Below are 22,692 nucleotides of genomic sequence, written 5' to 3'. Positions count from 1 at the left end.
GCGACGATCTGTACGTAGGGCAAGAATCGCCGTGCCGGACGGGACGTGTGTGTTGCACCACCGTCCACTCCCGCATCCGGCACCGCGCGCCGGTCTCAGTCGACCTGGACGCCCTCGGCGATCTCGAGGTCCAGCACCGTCAGATCGTCGGCCTCGGCCGCGGCTCGCAGCTCGTCGGGCAGCGCGGAGGTCGTCAGCGCCAGCACCGTCGGCCCTGCACCGGAGACGACGGCGGAGATACCCGCCTCGCGCAGTGCGGCCACCCATTTGGTGGTGAGCGGAAGGGCAGGGGCCCGCTGGGCCTGGTGGAGCAGATCCTGCGTCGCCGGCATCAGCAGTTCGGGTCGCTCGGTGAGCGCGACGACCGCGAGAGCCGCCCGGCTGACGTTGAACGCCGCGTCCCGATGCGGCACGATCTCGGGCAGCAGTCCCCGGGTGTGGGCCGTGGAGGAACGGACCGACGGGACGAAGGCGTACGCCTTGATGTCGGGGTGCACGCGCAGGTTCACCGCGCGGTAGGTCCGCTGCTGGGAGTCGACCTCGACCTCGGTCCACGACACCACGGCTCCGCCGAGCACGCTGGCGGAGGCGTTGTCGGGATGTCCCTCGAACTCGGACGCCAGTTGCACGAGCTGCTCGTCGTCGAGGACACGCTCCGGCGCGATCTTGCGGACCAGCCCGTTGGCCGCCGCCAGCCCTCCCACCGCCGCGGAGGCCGAGGACCCGAGCCCGCGGGAGTGCGGGATGACGTTGTGGCACACGACGTCCAATCCGTCGGCCCACACACCGGCGGCCTCGAGTCCGCGCTCGACGGCGCGGACGACGAGGTGGGAAGGTCCCCACGGAACCTCTTGCGCGCCTTCCCCCTCCACCCGCACGTCGAGGCCGGAAGCCGTTGTCGTGACGGTGATCTCGTCGTACAGGCCGAGGGCGAGGCCCAGGCAGTCGAAGCCGGGACCGAGGTTCGCGCTCGAGGCCGGAACCCGTGCCGTCACCGAGAGCCCCACGGGCAACGTCTGCGTCATGTCCTGATTCCCAACGGAGGAAGGCGTGGCGGTCAACTCAGGCCAACTCGAGCGCGGAGGCGACCGCGACCGGGTCGACCGGGATCGGCTCGACCACGGGCACATCGCGCAGGGCCGTGTCGGGGTCCTTGAGGCCGTTGCCGGTCACGGTGCACACGACCTTCAGGCCGCGTTCGAGCCAGCCTTCCTTGCTCGCCGCGAGCAGACCGGCGATGGACGCGGCCGACGCCGGCTCGACGAAGATCGACTCGGACTTCGCGAGCAGCCGGTACGCCTCGAGGATCTCCTCGTCGGTCGCCGCGCGGAACGCGCCGTTCGATTCATCCTTGGCGGCCACCGCGCCGTTCCACGATGCGGGAGCACCGATGCGGATGGCGGTCGCGATGGTCTCGGGATCCTTCACCGGATGGCCGAGGACGAGCGGTGCGGCACCGGCGGCCTGGACGCCGAGCATGCGCGGGCGGCGCGTGCTGAGGCCGTCGGCGGCGTACTCGCTGTAGCCCTTCCAATAGGCGGTGATGTTGCCGGCGTTGCCCACGGGCAGCACGTGCACGTCGGGCGCGTCGCCGAGCGCGTCGACGATCTCGAAGGCCGCGGTCTTCTGGCCCTCGATACGCACCGGGTTCACGGAGTTGACCAGCCCGATGGTGGAGAACTCCGCGGTGGTCTTGCGTGCCAGCTCGAGGCAGTCGTCGAAGTTGCCCTCGACCTGCACGATCTTCGCGCCGTGCATGACGGCCTGGGCGAGCTTGCCCATCGCGATCTTGCCCTGCGGCACGAGCACCGCGCAGCCGATGCCGGCGCGTGCGGCGTAGGCGGCGGCCGAGGCAGAGGTGTTGCCGGTGGACGCGCACAGCACGGCCTGCTTGCCGGTCGCGAGGGCCTCGGTGACCGCCATGGTCATACCGCGGTCCTTGAACGAACCGGTGGGGTTGAGACCCTCGACCTTGACGTGGACCTCGCAGCCGGTGATCTCCGACAGGCGCGGAGCCGGGAGCAGCGGCGTGCCACCCTCACGCAGCGTGACCGTCTTCCAGTCGTCACCGATCGGCAGGCGCGAACGGTACGCCTCGATCAGGCCCGGCCACGGCGTGTGCACGGGGGTGGTGTTCTTCTCGGCCGCGCTCATTCGGCGGATCCCTCCAGTCTCAGGACGCTGGTCACAGCGATCACGGATTCGAGTTTGTCGAGCGCTGCGACGGTATCCGCCAGCGCACGGTCGGTGGCCTGGTGGGTGAGTACCACCAGACGGGCAGCGTCGCCGGCGCCTTCCTGGCGGACCGCTGCGATGCTCACGTCCCGCGTGGCGAACTCGGCGGCGACCGCCGAGAGCACACCGGCACGATCGGCGACCTTGAGGTTGACGTAGTAACGCGTGAGGATGTCGCTCATGGGTGCGATCTCCAGTTGCGCATACTTCGACTCGCGCGGACCACGCCCACCCTGAACCCGGTTGCGGGCGGCCATCACGAGGTCGCCCATCACCGCGGAGGCGGTGGGGGCGCCACCTGCACCCTGGCCGTAGAACATGAGCCGGCCCGAGGATTCCGCTTCGACGACGACGGCGTTGAACGCACCGTTGACCGAAGCCAGCGGATGCTCGCGGGGCACGAGCGCCGGGTAGACGCGGGCGGACACGCGGTCCTTGCCGTCGGCGGACGGGACGCGCTCGCACAGCGCGAGCAACTTGATCGTGCAGTTGAGCGCACGCGCCGAGGTGAGATCGGCGGCGGTGATCGAGGAGATGCCCTCGCGGTAGACGTCGGCCGCCGTCACACGGGTGTGGAAGGCGATCGACGCGAGGATCGCCGCCTTGGAGGCGGCGTCGAAGCCTTCGACGTCGGCGGTGGGATCGGCTTCGGCGTACCCGAGGCGACTCGCCTCGGCGAGCGTCTCGTCGTAGTCGGCGCCCGTCTCGTCCATGGCCGAAAGGATGTAGTTCGTGGTGCCGTTGACGATGCCGACGACCCGGTTGACCTTGTCGCCCGCGAGCGACTGGGTGAGCGGGCGGATCACCGGAATCGCGCCGGCCACAGAGGCCTCGAAGTACAGGTCGACGTTGCGGGACTCGGCGGCCTCGGCCAGTTCACCGGTGTAGGCGGCGAGCAGCGCCTTGTTCGCGGTGACGACGGACTTGCCTGCGTCGAGCGCCGTACGCACGAGCTTGCGGGGCAGTTCGATGCCACCGATGAGCTCGACGACGATGTCGACGTCGTCACGACGGATCAGCGCCTCGGCGTTCGTCGTGAGCAACTCCGCGGGAAGTCCCCTGTCGCGGGAGACGTCGCGGACCGCGACCCCCCGCAACTCGAGGGGCGCACCGATGCGCGCCTCGAGATCTGCGGCGTCCTCGCGGATGATCCGCGCGACCTCGGCACCGACTGTGCCGTGCCCGAGAACCGCCACACCCACCGGACGCCGGCCCGAAGCATCGGTCGCCGTTGCACTGGTCACTCCGAAACCTCCAAATTGAGCAGATCTTCCACGGTCTCGCGGCGCAGCAGAACGCGCGAGACACCGTCCTTGACCGCCACGACGGCGGGGCGAGGCAGCAGGTTGTACCTGCTCGACATCGAGTAGCAGTATGCACCCGTCGCCGCGACCGCCAGTAAATCACCGGGTGCGACGTCGGCGGGCATCCAGGCGTCGCGGATGACGATGTCGCCGCTCTCGCAGTGCTTGCCGACGACCCGCGAGACCACCGGTTCGGCCTCGCTCACGCGGGAGACGAGGCGCGATTCGTACTCCGCCTGGTACAGCGATGTGCGGATGTTGTCGCTCATGCCGCCGTCGACGCTGATGTAGCGGCGGACGTGTCCGGAGCCGACCTCGACGTCCTTGAGGGTTCCCACCTCGTAGAGGGTGACGGTGCCCGGTCCGGCGATGGCCCGCCCGGGTTCGACCGCGAGGGTCGGAGCCGGGAGCCCGGCGAGTGCGGACTCGTTCCGGACGATGTCGCCCAGCTTGGCGGCGAGATCGGCGACCGGCGGCGGATCGTCGCTCGGCACGTACGAGATGCCCAGGCCACCGCCGAGGTCGACGATGCTCATCTGCGCGGTCTTGTCGACACCGAACTCGGCGACGATGTCGCGCAGCAGACCGATGACGCGGTGCGCGGCGAGTTCGAAGCCGTCGACGTCGAAGATCTGCGAGCCGATGTGGCTGTGCAGGCCGACGAGTCGGAGGTTGTCGGCGCCGAAGACCCGGCGCACGGCCTGCATGGCATGGCCACCGGCGAGTGAGAGCCCGAACTTCTGGTCCTCGTGCGCGGTGGAGATGAACTCGTGGGTGTGGGCCTCGACGCCCACGGTCACCCGGATCAGCACGTCCTGGACGACACCGGCCTCACCGGCGACCGCATCGAGCCGGTCGATCTCGGCGAGCGAGTCGAGCACGATGTGCCCGACCCCGGCGCTCACGGCGGCCTGCAGTTCGCGGACGGACTTGTTGTTGCCGTGCATCGCGATCTTCTCGGCGGGGAAGCCGGCGTGCAGGGCGACGGCGAGCTCACCGCCGGACGCCACGTCGAGCGAGAGTCCCTCCTGGTGGACCCACCGCGCGATCTCGCTGCACAGGAACGCCTTCGACGCGTAGTGCACCTTCGCCGTCGGACCGAAGGCTTCCGCGATCTCCCGGCAGCGGGAGCGGAAGTCGTCCTCGTCGACGACGAACAGCGGCGTGCCGTACTTCTCGGCGAGCTCGGTCACCGGGATACCGGCGATGCGCATGACGCCGTCCTCGCCGCGCGCGGCGTTGCGGGGCCACACGTGCGGGGCCAGCGTGTTGAGCGCCGCGGTGTCGGCCGGACGGTCGGGCAGGTTCGGGGCGTGCGGGATCTGGGCGTGACGCGGTCCCGCGGGGTGCGCGTTCACATCCGCTCCGGAGCGCCGACGCCGAGCAGGCCGAGGCCGTTGGCGAGGACCTGCCGTGCGGCCGCGCACAGCGCGAGTCGCGCGGTGTGCAGCGGGCCGGCCTCCTCGTCGCCCTGCGGCAGGATCCGGCAGGCGTCGTAGAAGCGGTGGTAAGTGCCCGCGAGTTCCTCGAGGTAGCGGGCGACGCGGTGCGGTTCGCGCAGTTCGGCCGCCTTCGCGAGTACCCGGGGGTACTCGCCGAGGGTGCGGATCAGGTCGCCCTCGCGCTCATGGGTGAGCAGCGAGAAGTCGGCGCCCTCGGTGCTCAGACCGAGATCGGCGGCGTTGCGCGCGATCGACGACAGTCGGGCGTGGGCGTACTGCACGTAGTAGACCGGGTTCTCGTTCGTGGTGCTCGCCCACAGTTCGAGATCGATGTCGATGCTCTGGTCGACCGAGGACCTCACGAGCGAGTAGCGCGCGGCGTCGACGCCGATCGCCTCGACGAGGTCGTCGAGGGTGATCACGGTACCGGCCCGCTTGCTCATCTTCACGGCCTCGCCGCCGCGGACGAGGTTGACCATCTGGCCGATCATCACCTCGACGGTGTCGGGATCGTCGCCGAACGCCGCCGCGGCGGCCTTCAGGCGCGCGATATATCCGTGGTGGTCGGCTCCGAGCATGTAGATGCACAGGTCGAAGCCGCGCGAGCGCTTGTCCTGGAAGTAGGCGATGTCGCCGGCGATGTAGGCGGCGTTGCCGTCGGATTTGATGACGACGCGGTCCTTGTCGTCGCCGTAGTCGGTGCTCTTGAGCCACCAGGCGCCGTCTTCGAAGTACAGATTGCCGGACGCCTTCAGGGTCTCGACGGCCTTCTCGACGGCTCCGCTCTCGAAGAGGGAGTTCTCGTGGAAGTACACGTCGAAGTCGACACCGAACTCGTGGAGGGTGCGCGTGATGTGCGCGAACATCAGCTCCACGCCGATCGAGCGGAACGTCTCGTTCCGCTCGTCCTCGGGGAGTTCGAGAGCGTCGGGGCGCTGCTCGAGCACGGAGGAGGCGATGTCGACGATGTAGGCGCCGGCGTAGCCGTCCTCGGGGGCGGGCTGTCCGAGCGCGGAGGCGATGAGCGACCGGGTGAAGCGGTCGATCTGCGCGCCGTGGTCGTTGAAGTAGTACTCGCGGGTGACCTCACCGCCCTGAGCGGTGAGGATGCGTCCGAGCGCATCGCCGACCGCGGCCCAGCGGGTGCCACCGAGGTGGATCGGACCGGTGGGGTTGGCGGAGACGAACTCGAGGTTGATCCTCGTGTTCGCGAGATCGGTGCCGTTGCCGTAGGCGTCGCCCTCGGCGAGCACCTTCGCCACGATCGCTCCCTGGGCGTCGGCGGCGAGCCGGATGTTCAGGAAGCCGGGACCTGCGACCTCGGCCGAGTCGATGCCCTCGGCAGCGGTCAGGGCCTCGGCGAGCCAGGTGGCGAGTGCGCGGGGATCGGCACCGACCTTCTTCGCGACCTGCATCGCGACGTTGGTCGCATAATCGCCGTGCTCCGGGTTGCGCGGGCGCTCGACGGTGAGGGTCTCGGGAAGAACGGACGCGTCGAGACCACGGTCGGTGAGGACACCGGCGGCGGTTCCGCGGAGCAGCTGAGCAAGGTCGGAGGGAGTCACAGGTATCCATCCTATTGGCTGGTCGATCGTGGCGCCGACGCTCCCCCTACCGGCAGCTCCCACCGCCGCGCGCGGGCACGCCCGTAAAGTTGTGGGTGTTTGTGCGCCCGATGGGCGCGCGTCCGCCTGTCCACCCCGTCGAAAGAGCACACAGCGATGCCCAGCGGTTCGGTTAGTGGCGGCTCCGGTAACAAGAAGACCGGAGCCAAGTCGTCGAAGGCCATCCAGGCCGCCAAGAAGAAGAGCGGCGGCGCTCGCGGGGTCCCCGCCCAGCGCCAGATCCCGTGGCTCACGATCGGCGGCGTGGCCCTGGTCGTCGTCCTGGTCGCCGTGATCGCTGTGAGCCTGATCCCCAAGTATCAGAACCAGCAGGAGCTGTCGGCGTGGACGCCGTCGGAGTCCAACCAGGATCCGTCGGACGACATCGAGGGTGTCCTGAAGCTCGAGTACCCCGCCGGTGTGCACGTCGCAGCGAACCAGCGTGTCGCCTACGACCAGTCGCCGCCGTTCGGTGGCCCTCACGACTCCGTCTGGGCGACCTGCACCGGAACGGTGTACGAGCAGCCGGTGCGGAACGAGAACATGGTGCATTCGCTCGAGCACGGTGCGGTGTGGGTGGCCTACAACCCCGATCTGCTCGACGACGCCGGGGTCGACACGCTCCGCGCGAAGGTCGACGGCCGCACCTACATGGTGATGTCACCCTATCCGGGACTCGAGGCTCCCGTCTCACTGCAGTCGTGGGGTCACCGGCTCGAGGTCGACAGCGTCGACGACGAACGCATCGACCAGTTCATCAGTGCGCTGCGCCTGAACCAGTACACCTATCCCGAGGTGGGTGCGAGCTGCTCGACGATCCCCGGCTCGTTCGATCCGGCGAACCCGCCGCCCTTCGACGCCTCCGAGCCCGGCCCCGACGCGGTGCCGATGAACGGGGAATCCATCGGCGACATGCAGCAGGCACCGGCCGGGAGCTGACGATGAGCGAAACCTCCCCCACCATCTCCACCTCCGAGCGCGGTGGGCACAACCGGCTGCTGCTGGTGCTGCTCACCGCCACCGCGGTCGCGGTCGGCTTCCTCGCGGGGTTCCTGTCCCGGATCCCGTTCGAGGATTCCGCCCCGGCCGCGCCGGGCGCAGGCTCGGTCGATGTCGGATTCGCGCAGGACATGATCGTGCACCACGACCAGGCCGTCGAGATGGCCGCCGTCGTGGTCTCCAATTCGGAGGACGATCGGATCCGCAACCTCGCGTACGACATCCTCACCACCCAGCAGAACCAGATCGGTCGGATGCAGGGCTGGTTGTCGCTGTGGGGACAGCCGGCGCTGCCGGCAGGTGACTACATGGCGTGGATGACCGAACCGGGTCACGGCCACGGTGATCACGGCACGACCGCGAACTCCGCGGATTCCGGTGGTTCACATCTGATGCCGGGTATGGCGACCTCCGAGGATCTCGCGAATCTCCGAGCCGCTCGTGGTCCCGCCCTGGACGTGCTCTTCCTCCAGCTGATGCTGCGCCATCACGAGGGTGGCCTGCCGATGATGGAGTACGGCGAGCAGTACGCGAGCACCTCGGCGGTCCGCAACCTGGCGGGCACCATGGTCGCAACGCAGCAGGGAGAATCGGATCTGATGAGGTCTCTGCTCGCCGAGCGCGGCGCCGAAGCCCTGCCTCCGAACTGAGCCATTCGCTCGGGCCGACCCCCGATTTCGGGCCGAGAACCGGCTCTGACCTGGCGATGTGGAGTTGAGCGCTCGATGCGCTAGGCTAACTCCCGCGCCTCCGGTCATCCGGTGGTCCGGATGCCCTCGTAGCTCAGGGGATAGAGCGCTTGCCTCCGGAGCAAGAAGTCGCAGGTTCGAATCCTGCCGAGGGCACCACGAAGGCCCCGCTTCTCACGAAGCGGGGCCTTCGGTGTTCGTCCGGTCGGTTCGGTCTCCGGTGTCGGTCAGGTGCCGGTGAACGACGTGGGGTCGAAGTAGTCCCGGCAGGCCGCGATCTTCCCGTCGACGATCTCGAACACGCCCGTGACGGGAAGTTCGATCGTCCGGCCGTTCATGGTGAACACGTCGGTGCGTTCGTTGAGCACGACGGTGCCGGAGACCGCCTGGTGGTGGATGCGGTAGTCGATGGCACCGAAGGACGTCACGAAACCCGCGATGTACTCCTCGATCGCCGCGCGGCCGCGGATCGGTTCCATCGGGATGTTGTGGAAGACAGCATCGTCGGTGAAGAAGGCCGCGAGCTCGGCCGGGTCGGGATCGGCCCACCGCCGGCAGAAGTCGGTGACGATCTCGTCGGGCCTCATTCGTTCACCGCGATACGCGCGAAGCGGGCAGGTTCGGTGCCCGGCACGCGACGGACCCGTCCTCGTTCGATGAGCTGGCGCACGTGCGCAGACCCTTCCGCGAGCGCCATCCTCTTACCGTGCACGGGAGTCTCGGTCCACGGCCGGTACCAGCGCATGCGAGCGGTGGCCTCCCACAAGGTGAGTTCCTCGTCGCCGAACGCGTCGTAGAGATCGTCGAGGCGCCGGTCGTGGTGGGCGATCAGTTCGCCCGCGCGATGCGGCAGGTCGTCGATCTGCTGTCGGTGTGCGGGAAGAGCTCGTCGCACGGGCAGATCCGCGACCGCGCGCAGTGAGTCGAAGTACTCGCCGAGCGCATCACGTTGCGGCAGGGGAAAATCGAACTCTCCGACATGCGGAGTCGTGGTGGCCAGGACGTGGTCGCCGGTGAACAGCACACCGTGTTCTTCGAGAAGGAAACAGGCGTGGCCGGGCGTGTGACCCGGGGTGAGCACGGTGCGCAGGGAACGCCCCGACAGCGGGATCGTCTCGTGGGCGCCGAGTTTGCGGTCGGGGAGCACGTCGGGACGACCGACGGCCGGCACGGCGGTGGTGAGCACTTCGTCGATCGCATCCTCCGGCGCTCCGGCGCGGCGCAGCAGTTCGGCCTCCCGGGGACGTCGATCGACATCGGAGAGCATGACTTCGAGGTGGGCGAAGTCGGCCTCGTTCATCGCCACCCAGCATCCGGAGGCTTCCTGGATCCGCCCGGTCAGACCGACATGATCGGGGTGGAAATGGGTGACGACCACTCCTTCGACGTCGGTGACCGACAGACCCGCCGTGGCCAGGCCGTTCTGCAACGCCGCCCACGACCGGTCGTCGTTCCAGCCGACGTCGACGAGGACGACGCCGCGTGGGGATTCCATCACGTAGACCTGAGTATCGCCGACGGGCAGGTCCCCCACCGGGACGGGGACGACATGGATGCCGTCCCCGATATCACGCGCTTCGGCCATGGTGATGCCTCTCGATCATGGTTACTTTCGTTCGAAAGCTACAACAATGACTTCAACTATTACCCTGCACGGGCTCGATGATCGCGACGATCGACCTGATCTCCCCCGCCGGGATGTCGAAGTGCTCCGTCACCACGACCGATGTCTCGGCGCTCGGACCCGCTGCGATGTCCAGGACGAACCGCGCGACGACGCTGTGGTGCCATTCACGGAACTGCAGGTCGCGGATGCGGCGGATGGGCCGGTACTCCGGGCCGTTCTCGAGGCGATCGCGGATCTCGATGCCGCTGTCGCCGGTGCGCTCCCCGTTCTCGACCCGCCAGGCGTCCTCGGCGAGCCGCACATGAGACGCGTCGTGGCTGACCAGGGACCGGATGTACGCGCGTGCCATCGCGACGCGGGGGCTGTCGGTCGGTCCCGTGGCGTACACGGCCAGCGCGGACATCACGTCCGGTGCCCAATCGGCACGGCAGATCACCAGGTCGGGCAGATACGGATGCGGCCGGTTGTATTCGAGTTCGCTGCCGTCGATCCGGGCGCAGTGCAGACCCGCGGCACGCGCGACCGCGACCGGCGCCGCCGAATCCCACTCCCACTGACCGCCGGCGTGGATGTAGGCGTCGGCCTCCCCGCGCACCACCGCCATCGCCTTGGCACCGGCCGAACCCATCCGGATCAGATCGGCACCGAGATCGCGGGCCAGATCGAACACGAAGGCGGGCGGCCTGCTCCCGCTGATGACGATGCGGGGGCGGCGCCGGGCCGGTTGCGGTGCCGGAACAGGATCGGCGGTGCTGTGAACGACGCCGATCGCCGGTTGCGCGACCGCGGCGGCGGTGAGTCCTCGTCCTGCCTCCCAGAGCGCGATGTGGACCGCCCAGTCGACGTGGTCGGGCATCCCGTACTCCTTCGACCCGTCGAGGGGGTCGATGATCCAGACGCGGTCTGCGCCGACCCGGGCCGGATCGTCCGCGGATTCCTCCGAGAGCACCGCGTCACCGGGTCGTGCGGCCGCCAGCCGTTCGAGGATGTACGTGTTGGCGGCGTGGTCGCCGCGCCGGCCCAACTCGCGCCCGGTGAGAGCATCCGATTCGATGGCACGGACCGTGAGCAGCAGTTCACCTGCGCCGGAGGCCGTCTCGGCTGCGAGTCGGGCGTCGTCGCCCTCGGCTGCGAGCCGGGCCGTGTCACCCTCGGCCGCGAGCCGGGCCGTGTCACCGTTGTCGTGCGTCATGTTCTCAACAATTCCACGACAAGGCCGGCCTGCACGGCAGGCGTGCCGTCGTGGGGGCGCACGACCAGGTCGGGATCGGACGGTGGTTCGTAGGGATCGTCGACGCCGGTGAAGCCGGTGATCTCACCGGCCCGTGCCCGCGCGTACATGCCTTTCGGATCGCGGGCCTCGCAGTCGGCGAGCGGAGTATCGACGAAGACCTCGACAAAGCGGATTCCGGCCTCCTCGTGTTGCCGGCGGATGCGGTCGCGGTCCTGTCGGTAGGGACTGATGAGCGCGCAGATCGCGACGAGTCCGGCGTCGGCCATCAAGTGTGCGACCGCGCCGACGCGGCGGACGTTCTCCGCGCGGTCCTCCGGACCGAATCCGAGATCGGCGTTGAGCCCGTGCCTGAGGTTGTCGCCGTCGAGGCGGTAGGCGGGGATGCCCTCGGCGAGCAGCCGTCGTTCGAGTTCGACGGCGAGGGTGGACTTGCCGGAGGCGGACAGCCCGGTGAGCCACACCGTCGTCCCGGCCCTTCCCCGCTCGGCCCGCGAGACCGCCGCCGAGTGCCAGACCACCCGGCTGTCCGCCAGTGTCGGACCGGTGATCATTCCGGCCGCGACGGTGTTGCCGGTGCGTTCGTCGACGAGCACGAAGCTTCCGGTGGTGCGGTTGCGCCGATAGGGATCGAACAGCAGCGGCTGTTGTGTGCGCAGGTGCACGCGGCCGATCTCGTTGAGACCGAGCGTCGTCGCGGCCTCGTCGCGGTGCAGGGTGTTGACGTCGAGACGGTAGTCCAGGCGTGCCACCCGCGCGGTGGTCGAGCGCGTGGTGTGCAGGAGGGCGTAGCGGGCGTCGGGGTCGAGTGCGGAGCGTTCGTCGAACCAGCACACCATGGCGTCGATCTCGTGCCCGACGAGAGGACGATTGTTGGGTCGGCACAGCATGTCGCCGCGTCCGACGTCGAGGTCGTCCTCGAGTTCGACGCACACCGCCGCACCGGCGAAGGCGTGCTCGAGTTCCGTTCCGCCCGGCCCCCACAACGTCCGCACCCGCGTTCCGAAACCGGAAGGGAGAACGACCACGTCGTCGCCGGGCGCGAATCCGCCGGCCGCGACCGTTCCGGCGTAGCCGCGGAAGTCGCGGTGCTCACCCTCGCCGGGGCGGATGACGTACTGCACGGGCAGTCGCGCGTCGATGAGGTTGACGTCCGAGGCGATGTGCACCTGTTCGAGATGGTGCAGCAGCGAAGTGCCCTCGTACCACGGCATGTTCGCGGTGCGGGAGACGACGTTGTCGCCGTGCAGCGCGGAGACGGGAACGAAGGCGAGGTCCGGCATGTCGAGTTTCGCCGCGAAATTCCGGAATTCGTCGCAGATCTCGTCGAAGCGGCGCTGTGACCAGTCCACCAGGTCCATCTTGTTGATGCACAGCACCACGTGCCGCACCCCGAGCAGCGACGCGAGGAAGGCGTGCCGGCGGGTCTGTTCGACGATGCCCTTGCGGGCGTCGACGAGGACGAGCGCCAGGTCGGCGGTGGACGCCCCGGTGACCATGTTGCGCGTGTACTGCTCGTGACCGGGAGTGTCGGCGATGACGAATGTTCTGTGCGCCGTAGCGAAATAACGATAGGCGACGTCGATCGTGATGCCCTGCTCACGTTCGGCGCGCAGGCCGTCGGTGAGCAGCGCGAGGTCGGCGCGGTCGGACCCGCGGTCGAGGCTCGTGCGGGTCACCGCCTCGAGCTGGTCCTCGAAGACCGCCTTCGAGTCGAACAACAGCCGGCCGATGAGCGTGGACTTGCCGTCGTCGACGCTGCCGGCGGTCGCGATGCGCAGGAGGCGGGACATCAGAAGTATCCTTCCCTTTTGCGGTCTTCCATTCCGGCGTCGGAGATCCGGTCGTCCGCCCGGGTAGCGCCGCGCTCGGTGACACGGCTCGCGGCGACCTCGGCGACCACCTCGTCCGCGGTGGCGGCGGCAGATTCGACGCAGCCGGTACACGTCGCGTCGCCGACCGTACGGAAGCGCACGAGACTTTCGCGCGGCACCTCTCCGCCGTGCAGGGTGAGAAACGGGTTGTGCGCGAGCAGCATTCCGTCACGTTCGACGACGGACCGCCGGTGGGCGTAGTACAGGGAGGGGAGCTCGACGCCCTCGTCGCGGATGTAGCGCCAGATGTCGAGTTCGGTCCAGTTGGACAGCGGGAAGACCCGCATGTGCTCGCCGCGGCGGTGCCGGCCGTTGTACAGGTGCCACAGTTCGGGGCGCTGTGCCTTCGGGTCCCACTGCCCGAATTCGTCGCGCAGGCTGAAGATTCGTTCCTTGGCGCGAGCCTTCTCCTCGTCGCGACGGGCGCCACCGAAGACGGCGTCGAATCCCCCTTCCCGCAGAGCGCGCAGGAGGGTACCGGTCTGCAGCCGGTTGCGGGTGGCGTGCGGCCCGTCGTCCTCGACGGCACGCCCGGCGTCGAGGTCGTCCTGTACCGAGGCGACGATCAGCCGGAGCCCGAGGCGTTCGACGGTGTGGTCGCGGAAGTCGATCACCTCGTCGAAGTTGTGTCCGGTGTCGATGTGCAACACGGGGAACGGAAGCGGCGCGGGCCAGAACGCCTTGGTGGCCACGTGCAGCATCACCGCGGAGTCCTTACCGCCGGAGAACAGCAGGACGGGCCGCGAGAAGGTCGCGGCGACCTCGCGGAAGATGTGCACGGACTCGGCCTCGAGCGCACCGAGCAGCGGCAGTTCGTAGATCGGTGGTCGTTGCGGCGGCACCGTGGTCACTCGCGCCCCTCTCACCCGGTGCGGTACACATGTGTACCGACGCGGTCGAAGATTACCCCGCAACAGTAGAACGAGTTTCAATTCCAGGTCAACGGGTGACCGCGGTGACCGTCCGTCAGCGCCCCGGCCGGCGTCCACCGAGATCGGCGGTGATCGCATCGGCGACCGCCACGAGCGCCGCGCCGCACCGCTCGATCCCGGCGGCGTCCACCTCCCGCTCGAGGTGGAGTGTGAGCACGAGCGACTGGTGACCGTCCGGATCGTAGGCGGGGGCCGCCACGAGGTTGACCGCCCGCTTCTCCCCCGCGGCGAAGGCGTCGGGCATCAGCACGCGCTCACCGGGACTGGTCACGAGTTCCGCCAGCATCTCCCGCATCTCGGGTGCCAGGTCGTGCGAGACCACCCCCGCCATGAGCGCATACAGGCGGCGACCTCCGGGCGTGAGGGATTCGGCGAGATAGCCCGCGCGGCGACAGTCGGTGACGATCCGCCACAGGTCGTCGCGGTCGACGGACACGGGCAGGGTCGGCTCCCGCCGCAGCCACTGCTCGATGCGCTCGTCGGTGTCCCACAACACGTACATCAACCCCACCGGCGGTGCGAAGGGATACACCTCCCCCACCCGCGCCGCCGCAGCCGTGCCGTGCCCACCGACGACGTCGAGCACCGCGATGCGGTCGCCGACGACCGCCGACGCGGAGCACATCACGCCGAACTCCTCGGCGAGTGCGGCGAGATGCCGGCGCGCGACCGGCCCGGACGCGAATCCACGCTGCGCGGCGCGTCCCGCGACGATCAGCGCCGGCCCGAGCCCGTAGGTCTTGTCGACGGGGTCGCGGATCAGATAACCGGCGTCGGTGAGCGCCGTGAGGATGCCCAGGCAGGTGGGCTTGCTCAGCTCGAGTTCGCGCGCCAGTTCCGACAATCCGAACCGGACGCCGGGTCGCGCGACGAGGTGGTCGAGGACCTGTACGACGCGCTTTGTGGGCGGCGACCGGCGGGCGGTCCCCGCCCCGGCAGCCGACTCCGCGAGCGCCTCGGTCTCGCGACGACCCATTGACCCTCCCTGGAACACGTTCTACTCTCGGCGCAACGGAAGACTACCGCAGCGGTACATATTTGGACCACAGGAGATCGCAGTGCTCACCGATCCGCTCACCGCGGCGATAGCCGAGGCCGAGAAACTCGTCGCCACCGCCCCCCACATCCGCACCGAGCAGGACCTCGTCGAGGGATACGGCTATCTGGCCGGTGGGATCTCCGCGTGCGTCCACGCCACGTTCGCGTACAGCCGCTCCCATCCGGTCTTCGTCACCGGCACCGGCCCCTACACGAAGATGGGCCTCGACAATCCCGACACCCTGTACTGGGGCGCGTCGATCCGAGACGACGCCGAGTACGTCGTCACCGGGCGCCGCGGCACGACCTGCGACCTCAGCTTCCAGGTGCTGGCCGGCAACTACACGGACGCCGAGGTACCCGGCAACGTCACGGCCTTCGACGACCGCGCACTGACCATCGCCGACGACGGCACCTTCGAGGTGCGGTTCGGTCCCGGCCCCCGCGACCCGGATCGGAACTACTTCCCGCTCGCGCCCGGCTCGTCGCAGCTCGTCGTCCGCGAGGTCTACAGCGACTGGACGCAACGCCGCGGCACGCTGAGCATCCACAGGCTCGACAGCCTCGGCGTCCCGGCCCCCGAACCCACCCACCAGGACGTGGTCACCCGTTACGAACGTGCCGGTCGCGCGCTGGTCTCGCGGGTGAAGACCTGGCTGCAGTTCCCCGAGTGGTTCTACCTGAAGCTGCCGGTGAACACGGTGACGGAACCACGCCGCACCCCCGGCGGTCTGGACACGCAGTACTCGTCCGTCGGGCACTACGAACTCGGCGACGACGAGGCGATGGTCCTGACCCTCCCCGCGAGCGACGCGCCCTATCTGGGCTTCCAGATCGGCAGCCTCTGGTACATCTCCCTGGACTACATCCATCACCAGACCTCCCTGAACAACAGCCAGGCGCAGGTCGATCCCGACGGGATGGTCCGGATCGTGGTCTCGGCCCGCAATCCGGGACTGACGAACTGGGTCGAGACCCTCGGCCGCAGCCGCGGGATCCTGCAGTTCCGCTGGCAGCGCCTCGATCGCGAACTGACCGCGGCCGACGGCCCGACCGCCGAGGTGGTGCCGGTCGATCGGCTCTCCGAGGTCCTGCCCTTCCACGAGTCGAACCGCATCACCCCCGACGCCTGGGCGCAGCGCATCGCGGACCGCCAGCGGGGCGTCGCCGATCGGATGCTCGGATGAGCGCGACAGCGGGACTGCTCCGCGACCGAGTCGTCGTGATCTCCGGGGTCGGCCCGGGACTGGGACGCACGCTCGCGCTGCGGTGCGCCGAGCACGGCGCCGACGTGGTGCTCGCCGCCCGGACCCGGGAGCGGCTCGAGAAGGTTGCAGCGGAAGTCGAGGGCACGGGCCGCCGGGCACTGGTCGTACCCACCGACATCACCGACGACGAATCCGCCGCCGCACTCGTCGAGAGGGTGGTCTCGGAATTCGGACGGGCGGACGTGCTCGTGAACAACGCTTTCTCCGTTCCGTCGATGAAGCCGTTGGCTCGCACCGATTTCCAGCAGATCCGGGACAGTGTGGAGCTCACCGTCCTCGGCGCATTGCGACTCACCCAGTTGTTCGCCCCCGCCCTCGCCGAATCGGCCGGTGCGGTGATCAACATCAATTCGATGGTGCTGCGGCACTCCCAGGAACGTTACGGCAGTTACAAACTCGCGAAGTCGGCACTGCTGGCGATGTCCCGATCCCTCGCGACCGAACTCGGAGTCCAGGGCATCCGGGTGAACTCCGTTGCACCGGGCTATATCTGGGGTCCGATCCTGCAAGGGTACTTCGAACACCAGGCGGACAAATACGGTACCACCGTCGAACAGATCTACGAGCACACCGCCGCCGCCTCCGATCTGAAGCGTCTCCCGACCACCGAGGAGATCGCGGATGCGGTGATCTTCCTGGCCTCGCCGATGGCGTCGGCGATCACCGGCCAGTGCCTCGACGTCAACTGCGGCGAATACCACCACTGAACGGGACAGCACATGAGCGAACGCACCACCGTCGGCACCGCCCCGGATCTGCATGCCTCCGCGACCCGCCTGACGGGCCTGACCGATTTCGGCGACGACGCCTACCTCGACGGACTCGAGGTGCTGCTCGAATCGTATGCGCGGGACGAGAAGCTCACCCCGCTCGGCAGCAAGATGTCGCGGGTCTTCCTGCGCGGTGCCCTCGTGGCGCGGTTGCTGTCGGAATCTGCCTGGGCCGCCCATCCCGAGCACACGGACGTCCCGATCACCCGGCCGATCTTCGTCACCGGCCTGCCCCGCACCGGAACGACGGCACTGCACCGCCTGCTCGCCGCGGATCCCGCCCACCAGGGGCTCGAGATGTGGCTGACGGAGATGCCGCAGCCCCGGCCGCCCCGCGAGACCTGGGCGGAGAACCCGGTGTTCGCCGGTATCGAGGCCGGATTCGCGCAGCACCACGTCGAGCACCCCGAGTTCATGGGTGTGCACTACATGTCCGCCGCCGAGGTCGAGGAATGCTGGCAGTTGCTGCGCCAGTCGTTCCGGTCGATCTCCTACGAGTGCCTGGCCCACCTGCCCACCTACTCGCAATGGCTTGCCGGGCAGGACTGGACCGCGGCGTATGCCCGGCATCGGAGGAACCTGCAGCTCATCGGTCTTCCCGATGCCGGCAAGCGGTGGGTGCTGAAGAATCCCAGTCACCTGTTCGCACTGGACGAACTGCTCGAGGTGTACCCGGACGCGCTCGTCGTCGTCACCCATCGCGATCCGCGTACCGTCATCCCGTCGGTGTGCAGCCTCGCGGCGCAGGCCACAGAGGGGTGGTCCGAGGCGTTCGTCGGAGAGACGATCGGTCGCAGTCAGCTCGATCTCTGGGCACGGGGTTTCGACGATTTCACCGAGGCGCGCCGCCGACACGATCCTGCCCGTTTCGTCGACGTGGACTACCGGGATTTCGTCGCCGATCCGCTCGGTACCGTCGGGGGCCTCTACGACCGGTTCGGTCTGCCGTTCACTGCGGAGGCCGAACACGCGATGACCGCACTGCACGAAGAAAGCCGCAGCGGGGCAAGGAAACCCGCACACCGGTACACCCTCGAGGAGTTCGGTCTGAGTGTAGGCGAGGTCGACGAGCGTTTCCGCGACTACGCATACCGCTGAACCCGGCAGGAACGGCACCGGAAACCGGTGTGCCCTGGCTACCTGCGCGTTCGTCCGTGGGATGATGGAGACATGCCCGCACCACTCCCCCTCGACCCCATCGCCGAAGCCCACCGCCAGTGGACCGCCCACGGCTGGGGCGAAGTCGCCGACGGCATGGCCGCGGTCACCTCGGTGATGCGGGCGCAGCAGATCATGATGGCGCGGGTCGAGGAGGTGCTCAAACCCTTCGGCCTGACCTTCGCCCGTTACGAACTGCTCACGCTGCTGCATTTCACCAGGTCCGGAGCGTTGCCGATGGCGAAGGCCAGCGCGCGCCTGCAGGTGCACCCCACCAGCGTCACCAACGCCGTCGACCGCCTCGAGAAGGCCGGGCTGGTCCGGCGCACCCCGCATCCGAGCGATCGACGGGCCACTCTCATCGAACTCACCGACGAGGGACGGGCATCGGCGATCCAGGCGACCGAGAAGCTCAACACGGAGGTCTTCGCCCGGCCCGGCATTCCCGAGGGGCACATCGACACGTTGTTGCGCATCCTCGCGACGATGCGGCACGACGCCGGCGACTTCGACACCGGCGGTGCGCCTTCCAAGTGGTGAGGCGCGAGAACGGTCGAATGCCGAAAACGAGAAGGGCCGCCCCGTTCGGGGCGGCCCTTCGTCGCATGCGGGGTGATGCCTGTCAGGCGTGCTTGAACTCCGGCGCGCGCTTCTCGACGAAGGCCGCCATGCCTTCCTTCTGGTCGGCGGTGGCGAACGTCGAATGGAACACGCGGCGCTCGAACTTCACGCCCTCGGCCAGCGTCGTCTCGAAGGACCGGTTGACGGCCTCCTTCGCCATGATCGCGACAGGCAGCGACATCGACGCGATGGTCGTCGCCGTCTCGAGAGCCACGTCGAACAGTTCCGCGGCGGGAACGATGCGCGAGACGAGTCCGGCGCGCTCGGCCTCCTCGGCGTCCATGTTGCGTCCGGTCAGACACATGTCCATGGCTTTGGCCTTGCCCACCGCGCGGGTGAGGCGCTGCGATCCGCCGATACCGGGGATGACGCCGAGCTTGATCTCGGGCTGACCGAACTTGGCGGTGTCGGACGCGATGATGAAGTCGCACAGCATCGCCAGCTCGCAGCCGCCGCCGAGCGCGTAACCCGACACCGCGGCGACGATCGGCTTGCGGACGGACGAGAGCCGATCCCACTGCGAGAACAGATCTTCCGCGTACGCCTCGGCAAAGGTCTTCGGCGCCATCTCCTTGATGTCGGCGCCGGCGGCGAACGCCTTCTCCGACCCGGTGAGCAGGATCGCACCGATCTCGCTGTCCGCGTCGAGTTCCTCGACGGCAGCAACGACCTCGCGCATCAACTGGCTGTTGAGCGCGTTGAGCGCCTTCGGCCGGTTGAGGGTGACGATGCCGACGCGGCCCTTGCGGTCGAGCAGGATGGTCTCGAAATCTGTCACTTGCTGTCCTTCGCGGTCGAGCGGTCTCGGATATCGGTGATGATGGCGGAGAAGTCGAGTCCTCCACCACCCTCGGTATTGAAACGATGGTAGAGCTCGGCTGCTCGCAACCCGAGTTCGGCTTCGACACCGTTGGACCGCACCGCGTTCGCGGCCAGTCCGAGATCCTTGTCCATGAGCGCGGCCGCGAAACCCGGCTGGTAGTCGTTGTTCGCGGGCGTGGTCGGGACCGGCCCCGGCACCGGGCAGTTGCTCGTCAGCGCCCAGCACTGCCCGGACGCGTTGGACGCGACGTCGAACAGTGCCTGGTTGTCGAGGCCGAGCTTCTCGCCGAGGACGAAGGCCTCGCTGATGGCGATCATCGAGATGCCCAGGATCATGTTGTTGCAGATCTTCGCGGCCTGGCCGTTGCCCGATCCACCGCAGTGGACGATCTTGCGTCCCATCGCCTCGAGCAGGGGTTGCGCGGTGGCGAAGTCGTCCTCGCTGCCGCCGACCATGAAGGCGAGCGTCCCTGCCGTGGCTCCGGCGACACCCCCGGAGACCGGTGCGTCGACGGCGCGGTGGCCGGCCTCGTGCGCCTTTTCCGCGGCGGCGCGGGCGTCGGCGACGTCGATGGTCGAGCTGTCGACGAACAGCGTGTCCGGCTCGGCGGCGGGCAGGATCTCGTCGTACAGGTCGAGGACGAGTTTGCCGTTCGGCAGCATGGTGATCACGACCTCGGCGCCACGCACCGCGTCGACAGCGGCCTCGGCGACGGTGATGCCGTTCTTCGTGGCCTCTTCCTGCGCAGCGGGAACCGGGTCGTAACCCGTGACGGTGTACCCGGCGCGGACCAGGTTCGCGGCCATCGGTCCGCCCATGTGTCCGAGGCCGAGGAAGGCGACGGCGGGAAGTGCACTCATCGGTCGTTCTCCTTGGGAGCGGCGAGCCCGAGTTCGAGATCGCCGAGCGGCTGGAAGTAGGCGTCGACGTCGGCCTCGGTGACATCGGCGAGGGTGGCCGGCGACCACTGCGGGTTGCGGTCCTTGTCGACGACCTGCGCGCGGATGCCCTCGACGAGGTCGTGCGACTTCAGCGAGGCGGCCGAGACCCGGAACTCCTCGTTCAGCACCTCTTCGAGGCTGCCGAGCTGCCGGGCGTGCCGCAGCGACCGCAGGGTCACCTTCAGCGCGACAGGCGATTTCGAGAGCACCTGATCGGCGGTCTCGCGTGCCTCCGGCACGTCCGAGGCCCGGAGGCGCTCGACGATCTCGTCGACGGTGTCGGCGGAGTACGCCGCGTCGATCCACTCACGCTGAGCGAGCAGCGCCGATTCGGGTGCGGGCTGCGAGTATTCGGCGAGTGCGTCCTCCACCGAGCCGGACTCGAGTGCGGCGACGAACTTGTCGAGCGCCTCGGACGGCAGGTAGTGGTCGGCGAAACCCAGGGCGATGGCGTCGCCGGCCTTCATCCGCCCGGTGGTCAGCGCGATGTGGGTACCGATCTCGCCGGGTGTGCGCGAGAGCAGGTAGGTGCCGCCGACGTCGGGGACGAATCCGATTCCGGTCTCGGGCATGGCGATGCTCGAACGTTCGGTAACGATCCGGACGTTGCCGTGCGCCGAGATCCCGACGCCGCCGCCCATGACGATGCCGTCCATGATCGCGATGTACGGCTTCGGGTAGCGGCCGATGGCGGCGTTGAGGATGTACTCGTCGCGCCAGAAGTCCTGCGATCCCGTGCCGCCGTCCTTGGCGTCGTGGTAGATCGAGACGATGTCGCCGCCGGCGCACAGGCCGCGTTCACCGGCACCGCGTACCAGCACGGCACGCACCGAGTCGTCGTTCTCCCAGGCGTTCAGGGCCTTCGACATCTCGAGGACCATGGCGTGGTTGAGGGCGTTGATGGCCTTGGGCCGGTTGAGCGTGATACGGCCGATGCCGTCCTTCACGTCGATGAGGATCTCGGGTTCCTGCCCGGTCATGCCGCTCCGTTCTGCGCTGCGGCCACCACGCTCCGCGCGACGACCACCCGCATGATCTCGTTGGTTCCTTCCAGGATCTGATGCACGCGCAGATCGCGCACGATCTTCTCGATCCCGTACTCGGCAAGGTAACCGTAGCCACCGTGCAACTGCAGCGCCTCGTTCGCGACCTCGAAGCCGGTGTCGGTCGCGAACCGTTTCGCCATCGCGCACAGCTCCACGACGTCGTCGGCGCCGCGGTCGAGCGCGTCGGCGGCGCGCCACAGCAGCGTGCGCGCGGCCTCGAGTTCGATCCGCATGTCGGCGAGGCGGAACTGCAGGGCCTGCGAGTCGAGCAGACGCTCCCCGAAGGCCTTGCGCTCGGCGAGATAGGCGACCGCCCGGTCGAGAGCGGTCTGACCGCCACCGACGGAGCACGCGGCGATGTTGATGCGACCGCCGTTGAGCCCCTGCATGGCGATTCGGAAGCCGCCGCCCTCGGTACCGAGGAGGTTTTCGGCGGGCACCCGGGCACCGTCGAGGATGACCTGCCGGGTGGGCTGGGCGTTCCAGCCCATCTTCTTCTCATTGGCGCCGAAGGAGAGTCCGGGGGTGTCCTTCGGGACGATGAACGCGGAGATGCCGCGGGCGCCGGTGTCGCCGGTGCGGGCCATGACCACGTACACGTCGGACGTGCCGGCTCCGGAGATGAACTGTTTGACCCCGGTGAGCACGTACTCGTCACCGTCACGAACGGCCTTGGTGCTCAGGGCCGCCGCATCGGAGCCGGCACCCGGCTCGGTGAGGCAGTAGCTGCCCAGATGCTCCATCGAGCACAGCTTCGGCACCCACTGGTGACGCTGTTCGTCGTTGCCGAACTTGTCGATCATCCACGTGACCATGTTGTGGATGGAGATGTACGCCGCGACGGACGGGCAGCCCTTCGCCAGCTCCTCGAAGATCCGGACGGAATCGAGGCGGCGCAGCCCCGATCCGCCCACGTCCTCGCGGACGTAGATGCCGCCCATGCCCAGCTCGGCCGCCTTGCGCAGTACGTCCACGGGGAAGTGCTTGTTCTGGTCCCAGTCGACCGCGTTCGGGGCCAGATACTCGGTGGCGAAGTCCCGGGCGGTGTCGCGGATCGCCCGGTCGTCGTCGGTGAGGAGAAACATGCCGG

General features: G+C 68.6%; 21 protein-coding genes and 1 tRNA gene. 7 read left to right on the top strand and 15 right to left on the bottom strand.

Translation table 11 applies throughout. The annotated features are described in order from the left end of the window. Positions 1–95: 95 nt before the first annotated feature. The 5 genes from thrB to argS are packed head-to-tail and all read right to left on the bottom strand — an operon-like array spanning position 96 to position 6,546. The gene (gene thrB, locus PV766_RS17225) at positions 96–1,025 is read right to left on the bottom strand and encodes a homoserine kinase (RefSeq protein ID WP_421097503.1); all 930 of its coding nucleotides are present in this window, start codon (positions 1,023–1,025) and stop codon (positions 96–98) included. A gap of 37 nt (positions 1,026–1,062) precedes the next feature. Beyond that, positions 1,063–2,154, bottom strand: a complete 1,092-nt coding sequence (gene thrC / locus PV766_RS17220) for a threonine synthase (RefSeq protein ID WP_421097502.1) — start codon at positions 2,152–2,154, stop codon at positions 1,063–1,065. Further along, the gene (locus tag PV766_RS17215) at positions 2,151–3,437 is read right to left on the bottom strand and encodes a homoserine dehydrogenase (RefSeq protein WP_016933588.1); all 1,287 of its coding nucleotides are present in this window, start codon (positions 3,435–3,437) and stop codon (positions 2,151–2,153) included. Before PV766_RS17215 ends, thrC begins: the two co-directional genes overlap by 4 nt. 38 nt (positions 3,438–3,475) lie before the next feature. After that, the gene (gene lysA, locus PV766_RS17210; RefSeq protein WP_064063598.1) at positions 3,476–4,897 is read right to left on the bottom strand and encodes a diaminopimelate decarboxylase; all 1,422 of its coding nucleotides are present in this window, start codon (positions 4,895–4,897) and stop codon (positions 3,476–3,478) included. Beyond that, positions 4,894–6,546, bottom strand: a complete 1,653-nt coding sequence (gene argS / locus PV766_RS17205) for an arginine--tRNA ligase (RefSeq protein WP_064063599.1) — start codon at positions 6,544–6,546, stop codon at positions 4,894–4,896. Before argS ends, lysA begins: the two co-directional genes overlap by 4 nt. A 156-nt stretch (positions 6,547–6,702) precedes the next feature. Here argS and PV766_RS17200 point away from each other — a divergent pair, with 156 nt between their 5' ends. From PV766_RS17200 to PV766_RS17190, 3 genes are all read left to right on the top strand, one after another. Further along, positions 6,703–7,524 (top strand): DUF3105 domain-containing protein, encoded by an 822-nt coding sequence (locus PV766_RS17200; protein WP_106200167.1) that lies wholly within the window; start codon positions 6,703–6,705, stop codon positions 7,522–7,524. Positions 7,525–7,526: 2 nt separating this feature from the next. Further along, the gene (locus PV766_RS17195; RefSeq protein ID WP_064063601.1) at positions 7,527–8,234 is read left to right on the top strand and encodes a DUF305 domain-containing protein; all 708 of its coding nucleotides are present in this window, start codon (positions 7,527–7,529) and stop codon (positions 8,232–8,234) included. A gap of 122 nt (positions 8,235–8,356) precedes the next feature. Further along, a tRNA-Arg gene (locus PV766_RS17190) sits at positions 8,357–8,432 on the top strand. Positions 8,433–8,500: 68 nt separating this feature from the next. On the opposite strand, the gene PV766_RS17185 is transcribed toward PV766_RS17190, so the two are convergent. From PV766_RS17185 to PV766_RS17160, 6 genes are all read right to left on the bottom strand, one after another. Then, positions 8,501–8,860 carry a nuclear transport factor 2 family protein gene (locus PV766_RS17185; protein WP_064063602.1) on the bottom strand — a complete coding sequence of 120 codons (360 nt, stop codon included), beginning with the start codon at positions 8,858–8,860 and terminating at the stop codon, positions 8,501–8,503. After that, entirely contained in the window at positions 8,857–9,858 is a 1,002-nt protein-coding gene (locus PV766_RS17180; protein WP_421097501.1) for an MBL fold metallo-hydrolase, read from the bottom strand. The genes PV766_RS17185 and PV766_RS17180 overlap by 4 nt, the downstream gene beginning before the upstream one ends. A 52-nt stretch (positions 9,859–9,910) precedes the next feature. After that, positions 9,911–11,092, bottom strand: a complete 1,182-nt coding sequence (locus PV766_RS17175) for a 3'(2'),5'-bisphosphate nucleotidase CysQ (RefSeq protein ID WP_255162602.1) — start codon at positions 11,090–11,092, stop codon at positions 9,911–9,913. After that, positions 11,089–12,924 carry an adenylyl-sulfate kinase gene (gene cysC / locus PV766_RS17170; protein ID WP_371053966.1) on the bottom strand — a complete coding sequence of 612 codons (1,836 nt, stop codon included), beginning with the start codon at positions 12,922–12,924 and terminating at the stop codon, positions 11,089–11,091. The genes PV766_RS17175 and cysC overlap by 4 nt, the downstream gene beginning before the upstream one ends. Then, positions 12,924–13,856: a sulfate adenylyltransferase subunit CysD gene (cysD, locus tag PV766_RS17165; protein ID WP_255162600.1), complete on the bottom strand. Its 933-nt coding sequence runs from the start codon at positions 13,854–13,856 to the stop codon at positions 12,924–12,926. Before cysD ends, cysC begins: the two co-directional genes overlap by 1 nt. Before the next feature lie 115 nt (positions 13,857–13,971). Beyond that, on the bottom strand, positions 13,972–14,913 hold the full coding sequence (locus tag PV766_RS17160; protein WP_421097500.1) for an IclR family transcriptional regulator: 942 nt from the start codon (positions 14,911–14,913) through the stop codon (positions 13,972–13,974). Between the two features lie 82 nt (positions 14,914–14,995). Between PV766_RS17160 and PV766_RS17155 the strand changes: the two genes are divergently transcribed. The 4 genes from PV766_RS17155 (at position 14,996) to PV766_RS17140 (ending at position 18,711) form a co-directional block, all read left to right on the top strand. Next, positions 14,996–16,162 carry a hypothetical protein gene (locus PV766_RS17155; RefSeq protein WP_129977827.1) on the top strand — a complete coding sequence of 389 codons (1,167 nt, stop codon included), beginning with the start codon at positions 14,996–14,998 and terminating at the stop codon, positions 16,160–16,162. Then, positions 16,159–16,950: an SDR family oxidoreductase gene (locus tag PV766_RS17150; RefSeq protein ID WP_064063608.1), complete on the top strand. Its 792-nt coding sequence runs from the start codon at positions 16,159–16,161 to the stop codon at positions 16,948–16,950. The genes PV766_RS17155 and PV766_RS17150 overlap by 4 nt, the downstream gene beginning before the upstream one ends. A gap of 12 nt (positions 16,951–16,962) precedes the next feature. Further along, the gene (locus PV766_RS17145) at positions 16,963–18,111 is read left to right on the top strand and encodes a sulfotransferase family protein (RefSeq protein WP_064063609.1); all 1,149 of its coding nucleotides are present in this window, start codon (positions 16,963–16,965) and stop codon (positions 18,109–18,111) included. Between the two features lie 72 nt (positions 18,112–18,183). Continuing rightward, positions 18,184–18,711 carry a MarR family winged helix-turn-helix transcriptional regulator gene (locus PV766_RS17140; RefSeq protein WP_016932086.1) on the top strand — a complete coding sequence of 176 codons (528 nt, stop codon included), beginning with the start codon at positions 18,184–18,186 and terminating at the stop codon, positions 18,709–18,711. 82 nt (positions 18,712–18,793) lie between these two features. Here the strand turns inward: PV766_RS17140 and PV766_RS17135 are convergent, their stop codons facing one another. Genes PV766_RS17135 through PV766_RS17120 form a run of 4 tightly spaced genes read right to left on the bottom strand, consistent with a single transcriptional unit; the run spans position 18,794 to position 22,687 of the window. Beyond that, positions 18,794–19,570, bottom strand: a complete 777-nt coding sequence (locus PV766_RS17135; RefSeq protein WP_016932087.1) for an enoyl-CoA hydratase — start codon at positions 19,568–19,570, stop codon at positions 18,794–18,796. Next, on the bottom strand, positions 19,567–20,475 hold the full coding sequence (gene mmsB, locus PV766_RS17130; protein WP_064063610.1) for a 3-hydroxyisobutyrate dehydrogenase: 909 nt from the start codon (positions 20,473–20,475) through the stop codon (positions 19,567–19,569). Before mmsB ends, PV766_RS17135 begins: the two co-directional genes overlap by 4 nt. Beyond that, positions 20,472–21,536 (bottom strand): enoyl-CoA hydratase/isomerase family protein, encoded by a 1,065-nt coding sequence (locus tag PV766_RS17125; RefSeq protein ID WP_064063611.1) that lies wholly within the window; start codon positions 21,534–21,536, stop codon positions 20,472–20,474. Before PV766_RS17125 ends, mmsB begins: the two co-directional genes overlap by 4 nt. Continuing rightward, positions 21,533–22,687, bottom strand: a complete 1,155-nt coding sequence (locus PV766_RS17120; RefSeq protein WP_026002831.1) for an isobutyryl-CoA dehydrogenase — start codon at positions 22,685–22,687, stop codon at positions 21,533–21,535. The genes PV766_RS17125 and PV766_RS17120 overlap by 4 nt, the downstream gene beginning before the upstream one ends. Positions 22,688–22,692: the final 5 nt, after the last annotated feature.

The sequence above is a fragment of the Rhodococcus sp. As11 genome, from assembly GCF_048957735.1.
GTDB lineage: Bacteria > Actinomycetota > Actinomycetes > Mycobacteriales > Mycobacteriaceae > Rhodococcus > Rhodococcus gordoniae.
The sequence above is the reverse complement of the archived record's forward strand: the minus strand, read 5'-3'. Positions and strand labels throughout refer to the sequence as shown.